The sequence below is a fragment of the Paenibacillus sp. yr247 genome, from assembly GCF_900103825.1.
In the GTDB taxonomy this organism is placed as follows: Bacteria; Bacillota; Bacilli; order Paenibacillales; family NBRC-103111; genus Paenibacillus_E.
In genome coordinates this window covers 30759-49463 of sequence record NZ_FNIF01000027.1, presented here as the reverse complement: position 1 = coordinate 49463, position 18705 = coordinate 30759, and the positions used below count along the sequence as shown (strand labels likewise).

Below are 18705 nucleotides of genomic sequence, written 5' to 3'. Positions count from 1 at the left end.
CTCAAATCCACTCCTCAATCCTATCTTCCCCGCGCTTAAAAACAATATGTTTCTTCCAGCCCGGATCATTCCGTTCCGGGAAATCTTCTCGATAATGTCCGCCGCGACTTTCCTCTCGCACTAGAGCCGCTGTTGTCGTGAGAAGCGCACAGTTAAGCAAATTCGCAAATTCATAATCTTCACGTTTCGTCATTAATGAATCGAAGATTGAAAGTTGTCTCGCCAGTTCATCATAACCTTTTTTCAAGCCTTTGGCAGTGCGCTTCAGTCCCGCATAGCGCAGCATGACCTTCTGCAGCTTTAGCTTTTTCTCGACAACGGCTTGATTTGGAATTTCAGTTCTTGGTGCTTCCGATTCCGCACGTATTTGAATATCACCTAGCAAAGGCGGAAGCTCCTTAATCCGTTCAATGATTCTTCTACCGAATACAATAGCCTCAGATAAGGAGTTGCTCGCTAGCCGATTAGCGCCATGTACACCAGTAGAGGACACTTCCCCACAAGCGAAAAGTCGACGTACGTGCGTTTCCCCGTGAAGATCGGTCTTTACGCCGCCCATCATATAATGGGCTGCAGGAGCAACCGGGATCCAGTCGGTACTCATATCTAGACCATAATTCAAGCAGTATTCATATATCGTGGGAAACCGATGTTTAATTAACTCTTCGGATTCGTGTGTGATATCGATATAGACGAAGGTCGACTTGCAATTCTCAATCTCATCTACAATGGCACGGGCCACTATATCCCTCGGCGCCAGCTCAAGCTGGGGATGGTAACGCTCCATGAAGCGCTCCCCTTTGATGTTGCGCAGATAAGCCCCCTCGCCACGCACCGCTTCCGAGATAAGGAATCGCGGAGCACCTGGGTAGCAAAGCGCGGTAGGGTGAAATTGAATGAATTCCACATCCTGAATTTGCGCACCGGCGCGATGAGCAATAGCTATGCCATCGCCCGTAGCAATGTCTGGGTTTGTTGTGTAGCGGAACAGCTGCCCCGCCCCGCCGGAGCACAGAATCGTGGCATTGCCGCGGACAAACACCCGCTGGCCGCCCGGCTTCTGAACGAGTGCGCCGTAGCACTCGCCGTCCTGTGTGATGAGGTCGATGACGAAGTGATCGTCCCAGATCTCAATGTTCGGATCTTGCTTCGTGCGCTCCGAAAGAGCACGTACAATTTCGGCGCCCGTGGCGTCACCATGCGCGTGCAAAATACGGCGCTGGCTGTGAGCCCCCTCTTTGGTTAAAGCAAACTCCCCGTTCTCAAGATCGAACTGGGTGCCCATTCTTATGAGATCCTGAACACCTTTAGGTCCTTCGTGAACGAGAACGTCAACGGCCTCCGGTGAACAGAGGCCAGCGCCTGCGATCAGTGTATCCTGCATATGATATTCCGGTGAATCCTCGTCCGATATAACGGCAGCAATCCCGCCTTGCGCATAGCGTGTGTTGCTGTCGAGGAGCGATTTCTTCGTAATCATCAGCACTTTTTTATTTTCACTAGCGCGAAGAGCAGTAAATAACCCCGCAATGCCTGCGCCAATCACAATAACATCTGTATGTACATGAGGAATAGAATCTAAATCTACATCTACAAGGTATCTAGGAATCATGCCGCTTCACCTGTTCTTCACCATTAATACCTCTCAAAAGCCATCGATATCCGAGGTGCTTATCGGAACAACCGCAACCTTTGTGAGGGCACCCAACTAATAAATAAGAGAGTAGCGCATGCTACTTTACTTGTAACATGCGCTCTAAGGACAATCTTGCTTTATCAGCTACATCTTCCGGTACATAAATCTCTGGCTGCATCGTTTCAAGACACTTCACAATTTTCTTCAAATTGTTCACTTTCATATTGGGGCATACCAGGTATTTTGTTGCAAAATGGAACTGTTTATCTGGACTGTCTAGGCGAAGTTGATAGCCTGTTCCGTCTTCCGTCCCGACAATAAACTCTTTGCTGTTGGACTCTTTGCAATATTTGATAATCGCTGTCGTACTACCGACGAAATCTCCCAGCTTCACAACTTCTGGTCGACACTCCGGATGAACAACGAACTCCGCATTCGGATATTGCGCTCTCATTTCTTCTACATCTTTAACGGTAAGCATATCATGCGTATTGCAATAGCCTTCCCAGATGATCACTTTTTTGCTTGTGAATTTTGATACATAGTCACCCAAATTTTTATCCGGCACCCAGATGATTTCATCCGAATCGACGGAATTGATGACATTTATCGCATTTGCTGAGGTACAGCAAATATCAGTTTCTGATTTTACTTCGGCAGACGTATTGATGTAAGCTACTACTTTGGCCTTTGGATGCTGACGTTTCAAAGCACGAAGACCTTCGACATTCACCATATCCGCCATTGGGCAGCCTGCACGTTCGTCAGGAATAATAACGGTCTTATTCGGCGCTAAGATCTTAGCGCTTTCCCCCATGAAGTGTACGCCACAGAATACAATGACATCTGCATCCGTTTGTGCCGCCTTCTGTGCAAGCAGAAAGGAATCCCCCCGGAAATCGGCAACCTCTTGAACTTCATCACGCTGATAATAATGAGCAAGTATAATAGCATTTCTTTCTTTCTTCAGCTGAAGCAACCGTTCTTTGAGTTCACGATTCTGCTCCGCTTTGCGTTCTAATGCTAAAGCTTCCATGGATGTTTCCTCCCCAATCTGGGACGTGAAATGTATTTCATGACGATCTAAAAGTAGTTTGATCTAATGATAATAAAATTAGAGATTTACAACTAATTTACACATTCCCACATCCCCTGTCAATGCGCAAAAACGCCTAAATAACCAGAAAATCCGGGTACACCTGACGTGTACACCGGATTTACGAGTTGCTATTGCATGTTACTCTTCGGATTGATCCGAATTGGAATCTTTATCTTTGTTCAACTCTAACTTGTTGCTTTCGCTGGATTGGCTTTGACCTTGAATGTTCACTTTGACTTCTTCTTCATCACTTGCATTCAATTTGCCTTTCTCCAGAAGCTCGATGATTTCATCTTTATCGAGCGTTTCTTTCTCAAGCAGCGTTTTAGCTACGAGATGAATTTGATCTGCATGCTCGGTAAGTATCGCACGTGCACGTTCATAACAAGTGCGAATAAAGCTCTGCATTTCTTGATCGATCTCATAAGCAATCGCATCACTGTAATTTTGTTCATGGCCGATATCGCGGCCTAAGAACACTTGTCCTTGCGAACTACCGAACTGCATCGGTCCGAGCTTATCGCTCATTCCGTATTCCATAATCATGCGACGAACGATACCAGTTGCTTTCTGGAAGTCACTATAAGCTCCAGTACCGATTTCACCGATAAATAGCTCTTCGGAAACGCGGCCACCCAGGAGTCCTGTCACTTTATCCAGCAATTCGTTTTTCGTCTGCATCATGCGATCTTCGCCTTCTTTGGGCAGCATCATGACATAACCGCCAGCGCGTCCGCGCGGAACGATCGTAACTTTGTGCACCATATCGGCATTCTCAGCATGATAACCAATGATTGCATGCCCGGCTTCATGATAAGCAACAATGCGCTTCTCAGATTCGCTGATAATCCGGCTTTTCTTCTGTGTACCTACAATAATACGGTCAAAAGCTTCCTCGATCTCAGCCATCGAAATGTCTTTACGATTACGACGAGCAGCAATCAACGCTGATTCGTTCAACAAATTCTCTAGATCTGCACCTGTGAATCCAGTTGTGTAGCGAGACAGGGCCTCCAGCTTCACATCTTTGGCAAGTGGTTTATTGCGAGCATGTACTTTCAGTACGGCTTCGCGGCCTTTAATATCCGGACGATCTACCGTGATTTGACGGTCGAAACGGCCTGGACGCAGTAAGGCTGGGTCAAGAATATCAGGGCGGTTCGTTGCCGCAACGATAATAATACCTTCGTTCGCGCCAAACCCGTCCATCTCTACAAGCAATTGATTGAGTGTTTGTTCACGCTCGTCATGTCCGCCGCCTAAACCAGCGCCACGCTGACGGCCAACGGCGTCAATCTCATCGATGAATATGATACAAGGCGAGTTCTTCTTCGCGTTCTCGAACAAATCGCGAACACGGGATGCGCCGACACCGACGAACATCTCAACGAAGTCAGAACCAGAGATACTGAAGAATGGTACGCCTGCTTCACCAGCAACAGCTCGCGCAAGAAGCGTTTTACCCGTTCCCGGAGGACCATTGAGCAGAACCCCTTTAGGAATTCTAGCACCGACAGCTGCAAATTTCCGTGGATCTTTGAGGAATTCAACAACTTCGATCAATTCTTGCTTCTCTTCGTCAGCACCTGCTACATCCTCGAATGTGACACGTTTCTTTTCCTCATTATATAAGCGGGCACGGCTTTTACCGAAGTTCATGACTTTGCCGCCGCCACCTTGAGCCTGATTCAACAGGAAGAAAAACAAGATGAAGATAATAACGAAAGGAATAATGGACGTTAGGAAGCTAATCCAAACGCTATCCCGCTCCATAGTCTCGTAAGATTCATTAGGGACGCCATTTGCTTCAATAAGCTGGACGACCAAAGGCTCATACGGGGCATGGGTTTCAAAACTCTTCTTATCAGCACCACTTGGTGGGTTAATGTACTTACCTTTAATCAAATACGTGTATCCATCAAACTTTAAAGTCACGGATTCCACGTTTTTGTTAACAACCGCTTGGCGGAATTTATCGTAAGTAATTAATTCCTTTTGTTCGTTCTGGGTACTAATGAAATGGACAATACCTACCGTAACCAAAAATATAAGTAAATAAAAACCGGTATTCCGGATAATTCGATTCATCCCAAGCCTCCTCTCGAACGGCATAATTTTATTATTTTACCATATCCCGGTAAAGCACTACAACATAACAGCACTGATAAGTCTGCGGGATATGACATTAGCTAGTATAGATCTCTGGTTTCAATATGCCGATAAATGGAAGGTTACGATATTTCTCTGCATAATCCAGACCATATCCGACAACGAATTCATCCGGAAGCACGTAACCTGCATAATCAGGTTCGAGTTCCACTGTTCTGCGTGCCGGTTTATTAAACAGCGCAACGACCGAGATCGTCTTGGCATTGCGTCGCTCAAGCACATCTATCAGATAACTTAGCGTTAAACCGCTATCGATAATGTCCTCTACGATAAGAATATGACGTCCTTCAACGGGAACATCAAGATCTTTAATAATCTTGACAACACCGGAGGATTTCGTGGATTGACCATAGCTGGATACAGCCATGAAGTCGATTTCCAACGGCACTCTAATTTGCTTTACAAGGTCAGCCATAAAAATGAAAGCTCCCTTAAGCACACAAATGACCAATGGGTTCTTACCTTCGTAATCGCCCGAGAGCTGATCCCCTAATTCTTTAATTTTACCTTGAATCTGTTCTTCACTGTAAAGAACTTCTTGAATGTCGCTGTACAAGGATGAACCCCCTAGATTATATTATGAATCCTTATAAATTTACATTCTAGAAGAACGAAATTTACGCATGTTACTTCAGCACGAGCTTCATATGAAGCACACGTTCTGTATCGGGTCCGACAAGAGCGTGCTTGGACCTACGAAAGCCAGCAATCCAAAGGATTTTCCCGGAAGCATCGACTAGTAACGGGATGACATCACGCCGGCTTAACGGCATTTTGGCATCAATGAACATATCTTTTACCTTTTTGGACCCGTTTAAACCATGTGGTTCCAAACGATCTCCTGACCTACGACTTCGTACAACAAGCGGCAAGTAGAGTTGATCTAGATCCAAAAATACGTCCGTTGCAGAGAAACAAAGAGCAGCTGTTTCTATCGAACTTGCGGGCATCCATGAGCAGTGCAGCTTGGCTTCTACTTCCGGCAGGATCAGTTCGCTGGTATCTAGTCCGATTTCATAAGAATAAGGTTTCGGAGCAGGAGCGAAGGTCTGAAATTGAATAGCTTCATATTCTCTCACCATACAAAGTTGTTCATCCACTTGGAATACTTGATTAGAAACCTGATCCTGCAAGATCAACTCGCGAATACTTTCAATTCGGGTAAAATCCAGTCGGTCCATTCCCAAACAAAGACAGTTTAATATTAATTTAATCAAACGCCTTTGTAAAGCAACGTGCAGTTCGGTGAAATCACATCTCTCAAAGCGGCAGAACGCTTGCTGGAAAGTAGTTATTCGGCGAAAAACCTGTTCGGTTTCATTGGCCAAATAATCATCCTCAGCTCGCATCAAGTCCGTCAGTCGATTCAGTGATTCCGGAAGTTGATCATTATACTGCTTCAGCATCGGCATCACATCGAGCCGAATCTGATTACGAAAGTACTTCCGCAGCTCGTTGCTGCTGTCCTTACAATAAGTAATTTCATGCTGAGCGCAATAATTCACAATATCTGCTTTGTATATACGTAGAAAAGGTCGAATGAGTTCCACTTTTTTTTCGCGCCTGCGTTCCGGCATGCCGACAAGTCCTGAAGGGCCCGTCCCTCTGAGGATTCGCATCATAACGGTTTCAGCTTGATCGTCTGCGTGGTGAGCGAAGGCGATGCGCTGGGCGCTGTATTTCGCTGCAATTTGATGAAGAAACTCGTAGCGCTTCTCACGTGCAGCAGCTTGTCCATTCAGCGAGGTTTCCTCGATATAAGCCGGCACATCAATGACGCCGATCTCACAAGAAAGCCCCATGCCCGCTGCAAGCTCAGCAACGAAAGAGGCTTCCGCATCCGATTCTGCTCCTCGGAATTGATGATTTACATGGGCAACAACTAACTTCCAACTATACCGCTCGGCAAGTGCAAAAAGGACATGAAGCAGCGCCACGGAATCGGGACCTCCTGAAACCGCAACAACGACCACATCTCCTGAATCCGCAAGCTTTTGTTCTATAATTCGTTGTTCTACTTTGGCAACAAGATCAATTTCCATCGGTATTCCTTTCTATTCTTGCACTTTCCTTAACACTAACGCTACCAATAAATATAGACCGTTGCCCCAAAAATAAAAATAGAAGCGGCGAAGCATATTTTCAGCCATGGCATTTTAAGTATCGACTGCGCATTCTTCTTCCCGGACACTAGTTTTCTCCAATACTGGTAAGCTTCCTGTGAAGTACTGAATTCGCTATTCAACACCTTATGAAGAAATGGCGCGATATGGGAGGCGACCGGATTCTCACGCATGATGGTCGTTAGTTGATCCATGTCCCGGTTTTGAGGCAGGATATTGGAAAAACCATTGAAGCGTTTCCGTTGATCAAGCGATTTTAATAGTAAAATGGCAAATGAAAATAAATCATAGCTCTCTTCCGCTACCCGCTCCCCCATATTCCAAAAGCCGCGATCATACACTTCGGTTAATTGCTTGATCGCTCTGCCTTTAGGCGTTACACCCCCAAAATCAATGAGATCTACATCGCCATATTTAGAAACGATCATATTCTCGATCTTCAGATCTCCGAACACATAGCCGCTCTTATGAACTTCTGTTAACTTTCGAAGCAGGTTCGAACCTATCACATAGATCCAATCTTGCCCACGCTTATGTATAAAATCAGATATCGATATTCCTTCAATATATCGCATGACATAGAAGGAGATTTCCTTCCCATTTACCGTCATATCATCGGCATCTATTAAAAAGTTCTTGAACGAGGTTTCTGTCAGCGATATGGCATGCAAGGAATTAATCTCCGATTGATGATCAACCGTTTCATGACCTGCTTTAAGCGCAAATCTAGCTGCTCCTCTTCGTACGAGAGCCACTATACCGTTAGAACCAGCCCCTAATAAACGTTCGACCACGTACACGCGGCCGTTCCATTTCCCTTGGATTTCTGACCCTGGACGGAAGGCTTCATCATACCACGTAGTCACTCAGCATCCCATCCTCGGTCTTTTGTGAGAAAGGCTTTTCCGTCACGAACTGCAAAGTTTGCAGTAGTGCCGGACCTGTCGGAGTCGTACCCTTCATGTTTATTTTATAGAACATCTTATCTAAATTTGCAAGCTGATTCGTCCAACTGAGATCCATTTCTAACTCCTGATCTCTCGTTTTGGTCGATGGAAAGTGAAAAACAGCTAGTTCGCTCTTGCCGCTGCGGGCTCTGAGACTAAGTAAAAGATCATGAATGGCTTCACGCACTGCTGCAAGCTTAGGCTTCATACTAGCACTTGCATCTATTAAAAGAGCTACACGCAGGGAGGAGGTTTCACTCATCGTATCAATTACTTGAACCACCTCAGCTCGCTTCTCAGGAGGCAGTTGTTCTAGTTGGGATAAACCAAGAATACTTTGCAATTCTTTGCCTACCGCATGCTGAATCGTTGTGGTGACCGTTTTGCGTGTCATCATCTGAACAGTTTGGGACAGCTCAACCGAATTCACGATACGGCTCATCCCGCCGCCGGCTGCTGCAATCTCTCGAATTTCCTCAGAGCCCAGCATTCCTAGCTCCCCATGATCAATAACTCCAATGACATTTACAGTAACACCTTCCGTATGTGCTTGTGCCGCCGCTATTACAGGACTAACCCCCACATTCGAACACCCATCTGTAATCAACAAAATTTGTTTCATCATGACATTTGCCTCCCTGGCCCAAGAAAAGATTTAGCTCTCTAGTAGTTCTCCTCCTAGTTTTTCCATTTCCGAGAGAGTCTAATCATGAGCAAAGAGATCGTAATTTAATTCACTTGTGGCATGATGCTAAAAAAGCCATAACAGCAAATGAGCTGTTATGGCTTCTATAAAACGACTAGCTGACGCTCTTTGGACGTTCCATTCGTGTAATTCCCGGCCAGCGGAAGGTGGCCCACTCGGGCTGCCGTTTCTCTACGCGTGCAACGACTACCGTCATATCATCTTGAATTTCGCCATGATGGTGGCGGAAAATCCGTTCCAATAAACAGTCCGCAAAATCTTGCGGCAGCGTGGTGTCAATCTCCTGAATCATCCGTTTCATCCACATCTCTTTGTTCACCGCATGTCCTGGTGCATCGTAGATACCGTCGGTCATCATGACGAGGATATCTCCGGATTGGAGCGGAATCGAGACCAGATCAACATCGATCTCGCTTAGGATGCCAACAGGCAGGTTATTAGCTGAGATCGAAATAACTTCAGTCCCGCGCTTAATAAAGCTAGGAGTCGAGCCAATTTTCATGAACGTTGTGTTGGCGCTGTACATATCGATCAAAGCCATATCCACGGTTGCGTACATTTCATCCGAGGAGCGCAGCATCAACACCGAGTTCAGCGACTTGATCGCAAGCTTCTCGTCCATGCCCGACTGCAGCAGCTGCTGCAGGATGCTGAGTGCCGTCTGGCTCTCCGCACGGGCGCGCTCGCCGTTACCCATGCCGTCGCTAAGCGCCACGGCATACTTGCCATTGCCCAGCTCCACCGTGGAGAAGCTGTCGCCTGAGAAGAGGTCGCCTCCTTTGGCTGCGCCGGCGACCCCGGTCTCAACCTCGTATTCCTTAGCGGAGCCGAATACGACAGTGCTGTAGCCCTCGCCGCGCTCATGCATTTCCTCGCGCATCACGGCGATATTCTCGCCGATAATTTCGCTCAGCAGCGGCGCAATGATTTTCCGGCATTCATCGAAGCCCTTCGTGTATTGATGAATGATTTCAATCTCTATATTTCCTTCATCTAAGGAAATAATGTCGATGGTATGAATGGATAAGCCCAGTTCCTCCAGCGCATTACGAATTTGCTCTTCTTGAAGAAACAGCTCCTGTCCTTCCCGTTTAATCTCCTTTGCCAAGTCCTCCATCACTTGAGAGACGCCTGAAAGCTGGTCCGCTACGAGATGGCGGCTATCCATAATCTGCTTTTTCCAATGTAAATCATTCTTGTACAAGCCATACTGCTGTTTCATCACATCCAGCACTTGATCCGTGCGAATGCAAAGCTTCCTCCACTCCGGCGGTATATGCTTTTTCGTCATATTCTCCTTCATCTCAATTTGGGTCATCATATCGGTCATATACGTATATGTCTGATAAAACTTTTGATCCCAGCACTGGCTCTTTTTCCAACAGGAGTCACATGCCTTCTGCGCAACCGAATTCATAAAATGTCCAACTTCCTCTTCTTTACGGCTCACTGCATCGTCGGTCGTCAACTGCTTAAAGCTGCGCGCCAGCTGGCGAAACACTTCAGAGAACTGCTCCACACGACCAGCTGTCACATCGCGAACCCGCTTCGCATAATCCTGCTGAGACTTCAAATTTTCCTGTGTGCCCGGCACATATTTAGCAAGAGTCAGAATCAGACTCCGCGGTGTCAACAGGAATAGCGTAACAGCCGCAAGAGACTCCCAAGTTGAATTGATCACATCAGCCCCCGTCCCCATATAGAAGGAAAGAATCGATGACCCCAGCAGCATCCCGAAAGCAACAGCCAACCGATTACCTTCCTTGAGCATTCCGGCTAACATCCCAGAGAAAGCAAGCAAGCTCATCTGATAGATCGCATTGCTATTCGCTAGACTTAGGATTAGTCCTGTAATCACGCCCACCGAAGCTCCGAAGGGCGCTCCTCCCACTAGCGCAAATAAGAGAATTAAGTAACGGGACAGCACATGTTCCACGGTTACCGGGCCTGCAATCCAGCTCACCGTACCTGTCATCACGGAAGCTAACAGGATAATTAAGCAGATGATTTCCTCATGTTTCAAATGGTAGTTTTTACGGGTAAGCGTGAATACAGGTATAGCTTGTATAAAGATTAGCGTCAGCACTAGACTAAGTAATGCCTCCACCGTTAGCATCATGAGCGAATACCAGCTTAAGTTCGAGACTACGAGTTCCGCAAAAAGCTGAACCAGGAAAGTTGAGCTGAATACGAGAAGCGGCGCTAGCGAAATGTCAGAGCGTTCAAACTTCTCAAAAGCTTTTTGAATCAGTAAGAAAACGATGATTTCCGTGACGAGATACCCTGTATTCGGATGCAATGACAATAAGCTACCAGCAAAAGCAGCAATGCCTACCCAGTGTAAAATATCTCTCCTAATAAAATAAATAACCGCAATAAACGCTAGAGCAAACGGAGAGAGCTGTTCCAAAATCATTGCACGACCGAGCAAGAAGGCCATTACGATGAGCAGCAAAGTCCATTTCTTAGCTACAAATGCTTGAACAAATCGGTTCTCCACGGCTGCGCTGCGTGCGCCTGTTGTCGCCTTCTGCCAAAATCCTGACCACTCGCCACCAATCTCTGTGCCTAAGCTTCTTCTTTGCATGTTTTCGAACACCATCCATTTCTTCCTTATTTGTTTCTCTAGTATAGAGACAATCTATCAGAAAGTTTGTCAGAATGAGTTGATAGATTCAAAGAAATTTCCGACAATCAGCGTTGGCCTTGTCACCATGGCCCAGCCCTTGCCTAGTCTCACTTTACACGATTGAAAACGTTTCCAAAAGTCTGATTACCTCGAACTTTCGCCCTGCGTATGGGGGAGATAACCGTAATTCCGTGTCGATTGTTTTTTGCTTATTATCAAATAGACGGCGCAAGGACAAACAAAAAACCACACTCGCCTATGCGAATGTGGTTCGTTACTAGCATCTATTAATCTCTTCTTCCGCCTCGGCCACCGCGTTTGGACTCGGTGTTCTTTTTCAGAGACGAAATCCGCTCTTCACTATCTTTAAGGAAACGAGATACTTTATCCTCGAACGAAAACGGTCTAGCTCCGCCTTGCTGCTTGTTAAAGCCGCCGCGACCGCCACCACCGCCGCCGCGATTGAAGCCACCGCCGCCACCGGGACGACCGCCACCACCACCGGGACCACCGCTTGGAGGACCACTGCGTTCTCCGCCACTACTTGGGCGACCACCTTGGAAGCCGCCTGGACGATCTCCGCTAGGACGTCCTTGATAGCTGCTGCCACCTGTTCGTTCAGGACGAGCTGGTCTTTCCTCAACTGGCTTGTCAACCGTCTGCTTGATCGACAGTCCGATCTTGCCATCCTTGTCCACGTTAATCACTTTGACCAATACTTTGTCTTCCAGCTTTAAATGGTCATTAACGTCTTTCACATAATTGTCCGCGATCTCCGAAATGTGAACAAGACCGGTAACTCCTTCAGCAAGCTCGACGAATGCTCCAAAGTGAGTAATCCCCGTCACTCTACCCTCTAACTTGGTGCCAACTTCAATTGCCATAAAGTAAAATGTTCCTCCCTTAAAATGTTGAAAACACTGGCTACGCCGATTATAACCGATGCAGAAACCACGGTCAACACGGCATTAGCCGCTTCTTCTTATAATTTTTTATTGCGACTTCGAGACACTCAGTGGCGTCTCTCCCGTTTTACTATAGTGAAAATCTCGGCGAATAATTTGATCCAAATATTCGTCATTATGAAGTCGAGCGATTTCTTTCTGCGTTTGCTCTTTGAGCTTTTTGGCATCAACGAGCTGTTGCTCCATATTCGCAACGGCACTACTCTTCTCGTGTAGCTTAGCGAACTGCCCCCAGATGTTCACAGCAGCCCAACTCATAAAACATAGGACAAAGATCATTAGAAAACGCAGTCTTCGTTTTGAGCCCATACTACTGCTGCGCTTGGATGGTGCGGTTGCTTGAGCTTGCATAGATAGGAATTCCTCCTACTTTGAGAATAACCTGCGATAGATCGTTATGATCTTACTCTTTAGTTTCTTCAACCAAACAGGGATCACAAAATATTTATGCACAGGCCGAGTCATCCATAGGAGTAGTCTCCACATAGGATAAAGCAATTGTAGCACAATTCTGTAAAGGAATATAGCCACAGCTAGCAAAAAGCCTAAAATTATCACAGTTAGACGATATAAGCCAATAATCGGTTTGATAATGACCAATTCGACAGTTTTAGCAAAGAACCGGTAGATGGCAATGGTTACACGAATGAGGAGCAGTGTAAGACGAATAACCCACTTGCTGAGGAATGCAAAATAAAAACAGATGCCGATCCCCATCCCCAGGAAAATAAATACACGAACTTGTCCTTCATTACTGTAAATAAGTAGACGGAACACGAGGATTGTCGCCACAATCCAATAGACAATATCGACGAGCGGAATCGTCCATCGCGGCAGCCTTAGCTTGCCTGAGAGCACACGAAATACATCAAATATCGTACCAATTGCGATTCCGCTCAAGAACATCATGAAAATCGTATGGAATTGAACGTTAAGGGTCACTTGAATAACTTACCAAGAAACCCCTTGGATTTCTCCTGGGTATTTCCATCCACATAAGCTAATTCGTGAATCAATCCTTCTATGGCGACTAACCCTTGCTCTAAGCTCAAGTTCTTGATGTGCAAATTCTGACCTTTAATCATCAAGTAGCCCATTTCCGTTTCGAGGAGGAACTCTTCACTGTCAAAGCTTTCTACGTTCAAAACTCCGGAGATCTCCAAGAGCTTGCGATTCAGCATTTTAATTTCTTGCCGCTTGTTGGTGTTTTTCACGGGTTCAATCATGGCCTGTACCCCTCCTTCATCTATCATTACGATATGGGAGGATGCCCTATTTTAGAACACAGTCTTTTACAATAAAAAATAGCCTAAGACCCCTATCCAGGAATCTTAGGCTATTTCGCGACTTGCAGCGTTATTCGGATTGAAAAGCTTCTTCCTTGAGCAGCGTGTACATCTGAGCAGCGTCTTCCTTGCGAGTTGACTCCGACAGAACCTCCACTCGAATCGTCACCTTTTTCTGGCCGAATTGAATGGAGAGCTCGTCTCCGACTTTCACGTGCGTACTCGCTTTGGCATCTCTACCGTTAATCCAGACACGTCCTTGATCAGACACATCCTTAGCTACGGTACGACGTTTGATCAGACGAGATACTTTGAGAAACTTATCGATACGCATTATTTTACAGCGTCTTTAAGTTTGTTACCCGCTTTGAAAGCTGGAACATTGGATTCCGCGATCACGATGGGGTTACCTGTTTGTGGGTTACGGCCCGTACGACCGGAACGTTTGCGAGTCTCGAAAGTTCCGAAACCGATCAATTGAACTTTATCTCCGGATGAAAGAGCGTCCGTTACTTCTCCAAGGAATCCGTTAAGTACGACTTCTACATCTTTCTTTGTAAGTCCGCTTTTTTCTGCAATGTTGTTGATCAAATCAGTTTTGTTCATGTGGTTTCTTTACCTCCCAAAAATATTTGAAGATCAAGTCTTCTACTATGTACCCATTTGCAAAGCTGAGAGAATTTGAACCTACGTTCAAAGATCCCTATATTATATTTCCATATTCAACCTTACACCAAACTTAGTATTCTGCTTTTTTCGTCAAAATCCTTCTATTACTATCGAAGTTTTGCAACTTTTTTTGCTTCTTGCCATAAATTTTCCATCTCTGATAAATCAGTTTGTTCAAAAGTAAGTCCTTTTAAACGTAGCTGCTCTTCGATATAGGAAAATCTTTGGACGAATTTGCGATTCGTCTGCGCGATGGCTTCTTCCGGATCAACCTTCAGAAATCTAGCAACATTCACGATGGAAAAAAGAACATCACCCAGCTCCTCGAGTCTATCTTGGGCGCCTTGTTCGGACGGATTGGCGATAGCCTCACGAAGCTCCGCTAACTCTTCTTCCAACTTATTCAGCACATCCCCGAGTTCTGACCAGTCAAAACCAACCGTCGCCGCCTTCTTTTGAAGCTTCAGCGCCTTCATGAGCCCTGGAAGCTCGCGCGGCACACCGTCAAGCACGGATTGCTTCAAGACGTCAATGCCCTTCTTACGCTTTTCCTCGGCCTTCATGGCATTCCAGTTGACAAGAGCCTCGTCCGCATCCTCTGCCTTGTTCTCACCAAATACATGCGGATGTCGACGGATGAGCTTCTCGTTCAACGTGGCAATCACATCATAAACGGTGAATGTGCCAATTTCCTCTTCCATCTGCGCATGCAGCATGACTTGTAAAAGCAGATCACCGAGCTCCTCACACATGTGCTCCGGATCGTCCTCATCAATCGTTTCAAGAACCTCATACGCTTCTTCGATGAGATTTTTGCGCAGGCTGGCGTGCGTCTGCTCACGATCCCAAGGGCAGCCTTCCGGGCTGCGCAGGATTTGAACGATTTCATGCAATCGGCCAAAAGTGCGGTAATATTCTTCATCCCTTTCACTCTTTGGCACCCAAACGAGGGAAAGATTGCAGTATCCACTTACATGATCAAGCTCATGAAGCGGTACTTCAATAATTTGCTCTGCCCCTGCCACACCCAAGGAGTGACCCACGACAACACGGTAATCATCCGAATAGGTATCCATTAGGCTGATTTTAAGATCCGATGCGGTGTATGTATCGTAGACTTGCCCGATAACGGTATGCAGCTGAGGATTGAGCGTATAACGGCTAAGGCTGGTTGCGTCCAGCAATTGAAAGCCGTCAATCGGGTCAAAGCCGAATCGTAAGAAAGCTTGATCAAGAAAACTTTCCCCGCCGATGATGTGAAGCGAAATCCCTTCAACGGGGCAGCGCTGCTTCAAGAGTTGAACCGTATATTCCGCCACCATCGGATGGCCGGGCACCGCGTAGATGACCTCTACAGCCTGCCGTTTGGCGGTTTGGATAAGTTCCTCCGCAATGGACACGTATACCTGCTCGAAGCTTTGATGTGCTACGTAATTCGCGTCGAAGGTTTTGTAAGGGATTTGGTTGTTGTCCAGCATGTGCACCATGGGATGATCCTGTGTGCGCAAGTAAAGAGCAGCTTGCGATTTAGCGGCCAACTGCAGTTTTTTCCAGACACCTAATGTGAGCTGGTCTTCGTCTCCTGTCCCGAGTCCGACGACCGTAATTTGTGAGCTTTGCGTTGACATGGGGTGACACCTCCTGGGTTCGTTTTTGCTATGTGCAGGGAAGGAATTATTATGACCTACTTTGAACCCTCGAGTTCGCGCTCTCCCCTAAACAGAGGCTTTACTGCAAAAAGATCAGGTAATTCAAGTACAAAACCTTAACCGGCAAGTTTTGCTGCAAAATGTGCAGGTAAATTAGAGGAAATCGGCTGATTCGGCTTTTTGGGTGAAATTTAACTGTACGAAATGCAGGTAATTAAGAAAAAACAAGAGTTTCTGCTGATTTAATGTACTTTTTACAGTTGGAGCATCGCAGCAGCTGCTGCGATGCTCTGTTAGCGCTCGTCCGGGCCGGCGGACACCTTCGCCGGCCAAAGTTTCGCCAGGACCGGCGCCAGCTTCCGGTCCAGCTCCGGCATCAGCCGCAGCTCCTCGCGGCTGATGCTGCCGCTGCGCAGCAGCGCGATCGCGTAGACGGCTCCGCCGCCGACTACGCAAACCAAGGCGATTGCGCTAGCGCTCAATCGCTCAGGTACGTGCCATGCCGCTAAAGCAGGCATGGCCAGCAATTGCAGCGCTGCGAGGCAGACGCCCATCAGCCCCACGCCCAGCGCGGGACTGACGGCGTACGGCCGCAGCGCGAAGCGCGCCCCGGTGCAGCGACGCAGCTGCACCAGGTTCAGCCCCGCCGCAGCGGCATAGGCGATCACCGCGCTGAGCGCGGCGCCGTCGATGCCCCAGCGGGGCATGAACACCAAGTTGCCGAGTGCTTTCAGCACAATGGCAACGAGCAGAGCCTTCGCCGGCGTGCGGATAGCGCCGGCGCCCTGGAGAACGCTGGCCGAGACAGCGTTCAGCGTACTAAACAAGGCCGTGAAGGCCAGCACGGCCATCGTCCAGCTGGCCTCATTACTCTTGTATAACATCACGTTTATAGGCACCGCCGCAAAGGCAAGTCCGAATGAGGCTCCGAGCCCGATGATCCAAGAGAGTCTTACTGCCATCTCAGCTCTAAAGCGGATGAGTTCAACCTGCCCTCTGGCTTTAGCTTCGGCCAAAGCAGGAACTAGAACGGCTGACATGGAGGAGGCGATCATCACAACGAGCTGAACGAGCGGCAGCCCACGGTTATAAAGCCCAAACTGCCGCATCGCTTCCCCCTCGCTCCCTTGCGTGGCCTCAAGTAACCGCGGCATCGTAAACGTATCGACAATTGTGAGAAGGGGGACCACGATAGCCCCCAAACAGACAGGAATCGCATAAGCCGTAATGCGTTTTGCCCACTGCCATGAGGAGAGCTCCTCGGACACATTCTTGGTCTCATTCTTGGTCTCATGCTTTGTCTCATTCTTTTCTTCATACTTTGTCTCATCCTTGAAATCTATCCAACCGTCTCTTTGTTCCCTACGTCCCTGTTTCATCGCCTTTCGCCAGTAGACATACATCACCAACAGCCCTGCCGCAGCACCTGTTACAGAGCCGAACGTTGCTCCTGCCGCGATCCACTCCTCGTCGTACGCGAGTGCAACCATATAGAGCAGTAAAGCGATCATCGTGATTACTCGGATAAGCTGCTCAATCACTTGTGAAAGAGCCGTCGGCACCATATTTTGATACCCTTGAAAATAACCGCGTAGTACGGCAAGCATCGGCGATAGCAGCAGAGCAAAGGATACACTTCGGATCGCTCTCTCTGTCTGGCTAATCCCAATAAATTGGGCAATCTCACCAGCTCCCAAGTACAAAAACACAAACAATACAAGACCGGTGCTCAATAATAGGGCTGTGGAAATATGGACAATTCGCCTAGCTCCTAGATGATCACCATGAATCGCTCGTTCGGCTACGAACTTGGAAACGGCTACCGGAAATCCCGCTGTGGCTGCAAATAAAATCAAAATATAGAGTGGGTAAACCGCATTATAAATGCCGAAGGCCGTGTCCCCCGCTACATTTTGCAACGGAATCTTTTGCAGGGTGCCCAGCAATTTAGATACAACAGCGGCAGCCCCCAGCACAGCAGCACCTTTTAACAGCTTGGCACTCTGTTTACCGACATTCCCCTGGAGCTCCTCTTTATGAACTTGATGCCCCTTGCCGGTTTCCCCCATCACACTTCTCCTCTACCCTGATGTGATACATATAAACGTATTATAACGAAATAGGCCATGACAGACAAAAAAAGCTTCTCTTACAGATGGTCAACATCTCAGTAAGGAAGCCTTTGTGTCTTATTTTTTTCTCATTGCTCCATCTGCTTCGCCAGAAATCCAGCCGCGGTCTCTACCATCTTCACTTCCATATTTCCCATTTTTACACTATCGTCCTTCGAGAGCAAAATAACACATCCGATAGGGTCGCCTCCGGCAACAATCGGAGCCGCGACGAAAGAAGAAAATGTTTCGTTTGTATCCTTTATGAGCTCAAACTGACCACTGCCGCTTTCCAAAATCGCTTTGCGGTTTTCCATACAGGATTCAATAATCGATCCAACCGACTTTTCGAAATAATCCTTTTTTGACCCCCCGGCCATCGCAATAATATTATCTCGATCTGAGATCAGGGCTACATGACTGGTGCTCTCAAATAACGACTCCGCGTACTCCTTGGCAAAATCACCAAGTTCACCAATGGGGGAATACTTCTTTAGAATCACTTCACCATCGCGATCCACGAAAATTTCCAAAGGGTCGCCTTCACGAATGCGTAGCGTGCGTCGTATTTCCTTGGGAATAACAACTCTCCCTAAATCATCTATCCGACGGACAATTCCAGTTGCTTTCATACCTCTAGATGCCTCACTTTCCGCTCAAGAATTAGATACGACAGGAGCATGAACTCTTGTATGCTAGATCGGGATTTGGTGGGA

General features: G+C 47.1%; 17 protein-coding genes. All 17 read right to left on the bottom strand.

The window, feature by feature from the left end; genetic code table 11:
* Position 1: 1 nt before the first annotated feature.
* The 17 genes from nadB to spoVT all read right to left on the bottom strand — a co-directional run bounded on the left by nadB (position 2) and on the right by spoVT (position 18621).
* A complete protein-coding gene (nadB, locus tag BLT91_RS26010; protein WP_090826626.1) occupies positions 2–1612 on the bottom strand; it encodes an L-aspartate oxidase in 1611 nt (536 codons plus the stop codon).
* A gap of 121 nt (positions 1613–1733) precedes the next feature.
* The gene (gene nadA, locus BLT91_RS26005; RefSeq protein ID WP_090826625.1) at positions 1734–2672 is read right to left on the bottom strand and encodes a quinolinate synthase NadA; all 939 of its coding nucleotides are present in this window, start codon (positions 2670–2672) and stop codon (positions 1734–1736) included.
* Positions 2673–2873: 201 nt separating this feature from the next.
* A complete protein-coding gene (gene ftsH, locus BLT91_RS26000; RefSeq protein ID WP_090826623.1) occupies positions 2874–4823 on the bottom strand; it encodes an ATP-dependent zinc metalloprotease FtsH in 1950 nt (649 codons plus the stop codon).
* A 97-nt stretch (positions 4824–4920) separates the two neighbouring features.
* A complete protein-coding gene (gene hpt, locus BLT91_RS25995; RefSeq protein ID WP_090826621.1) occupies positions 4921–5460 on the bottom strand; it encodes a hypoxanthine phosphoribosyltransferase in 540 nt (179 codons plus the stop codon).
* 70 nt (positions 5461–5530) lie between these two features.
* The gene (tilS, locus tag BLT91_RS25990) at positions 5531–6946 is read right to left on the bottom strand and encodes a tRNA lysidine(34) synthetase TilS (protein WP_090826619.1); all 1416 of its coding nucleotides are present in this window, start codon (positions 6944–6946) and stop codon (positions 5531–5533) included.
* A 41-nt stretch (positions 6947–6987) separates the two neighbouring features.
* Positions 6988–7893, bottom strand: coding sequence for a protein kinase domain-containing protein (locus BLT91_RS25985; RefSeq protein ID WP_090826617.1), 906 nt, complete (start codon positions 7891–7893; stop codon positions 6988–6990).
* Positions 7877–8596: a vWA domain-containing protein gene (locus BLT91_RS25980; RefSeq protein ID WP_090826657.1), complete on the bottom strand. Its 720-nt coding sequence runs from the start codon at positions 8594–8596 to the stop codon at positions 7877–7879. Before BLT91_RS25980 ends, BLT91_RS25985 begins: the two co-directional genes overlap by 17 nt.
* 178 nt (positions 8597–8774) lie before the next feature.
* Entirely contained in the window at positions 8775–11267 is a 2493-nt protein-coding gene (spoIIE, locus tag BLT91_RS25975) for a stage II sporulation protein E (protein WP_090826655.1), read from the bottom strand.
* A 329-nt stretch (positions 11268–11596) separates the two neighbouring features.
* Positions 11597–12193 (bottom strand): S1 domain-containing RNA-binding protein, encoded by a 597-nt coding sequence (locus BLT91_RS25970; protein ID WP_090826615.1) that lies wholly within the window; start codon positions 12191–12193, stop codon positions 11597–11599.
* A gap of 108 nt (positions 12194–12301) precedes the next feature.
* On the bottom strand, positions 12302–12625 hold the full coding sequence (locus tag BLT91_RS25965) for an FtsB family cell division protein (protein WP_090826613.1): 324 nt from the start codon (positions 12623–12625) through the stop codon (positions 12302–12304).
* A 15-nt stretch (positions 12626–12640) separates the two neighbouring features.
* Complete coding sequence (yabQ, locus tag BLT91_RS25960; RefSeq protein WP_090826610.1) at positions 12641–13216, bottom strand: spore cortex biosynthesis protein YabQ; 576 nt, start codon at positions 13214–13216, stop codon at positions 12641–12643.
* Complete coding sequence (yabP, locus tag BLT91_RS25955) at positions 13213–13500, bottom strand: sporulation protein YabP (protein ID WP_090826608.1); 288 nt, start codon at positions 13498–13500, stop codon at positions 13213–13215. Before yabP ends, yabQ begins: the two co-directional genes overlap by 4 nt.
* A gap of 130 nt (positions 13501–13630) precedes the next feature.
* Positions 13631–13894 (bottom strand): RNA-binding S4 domain-containing protein, encoded by a 264-nt coding sequence (locus BLT91_RS25950; protein ID WP_029197990.1) that lies wholly within the window; start codon positions 13892–13894, stop codon positions 13631–13633.
* Positions 13894–14166: an HU family DNA-binding protein gene (locus tag BLT91_RS25945; RefSeq protein ID WP_029197991.1), complete on the bottom strand. Its 273-nt coding sequence runs from the start codon at positions 14164–14166 to the stop codon at positions 13894–13896. The genes BLT91_RS25950 and BLT91_RS25945 overlap by 1 nt, the downstream gene beginning before the upstream one ends.
* Positions 14167–14336: 170 nt before the next feature.
* Entirely contained in the window at positions 14337–15857 is a 1521-nt protein-coding gene (mazG, locus tag BLT91_RS25940) for a bifunctional methyltransferase/pyrophosphohydrolase YabN (protein WP_090826607.1), read from the bottom strand.
* A 314-nt stretch (positions 15858–16171) separates the two neighbouring features.
* Positions 16172–17947 (bottom strand): putative polysaccharide biosynthesis protein, encoded by a 1776-nt coding sequence (locus BLT91_RS25935; RefSeq protein ID WP_090826605.1) that lies wholly within the window; start codon positions 17945–17947, stop codon positions 16172–16174.
* A gap of 131 nt (positions 17948–18078) precedes the next feature.
* Entirely contained in the window at positions 18079–18621 is a 543-nt protein-coding gene (gene spoVT / locus BLT91_RS25930) for a stage V sporulation protein T (protein ID WP_090826603.1), read from the bottom strand.
* Positions 18622–18705: the final 84 nt, after the last annotated feature.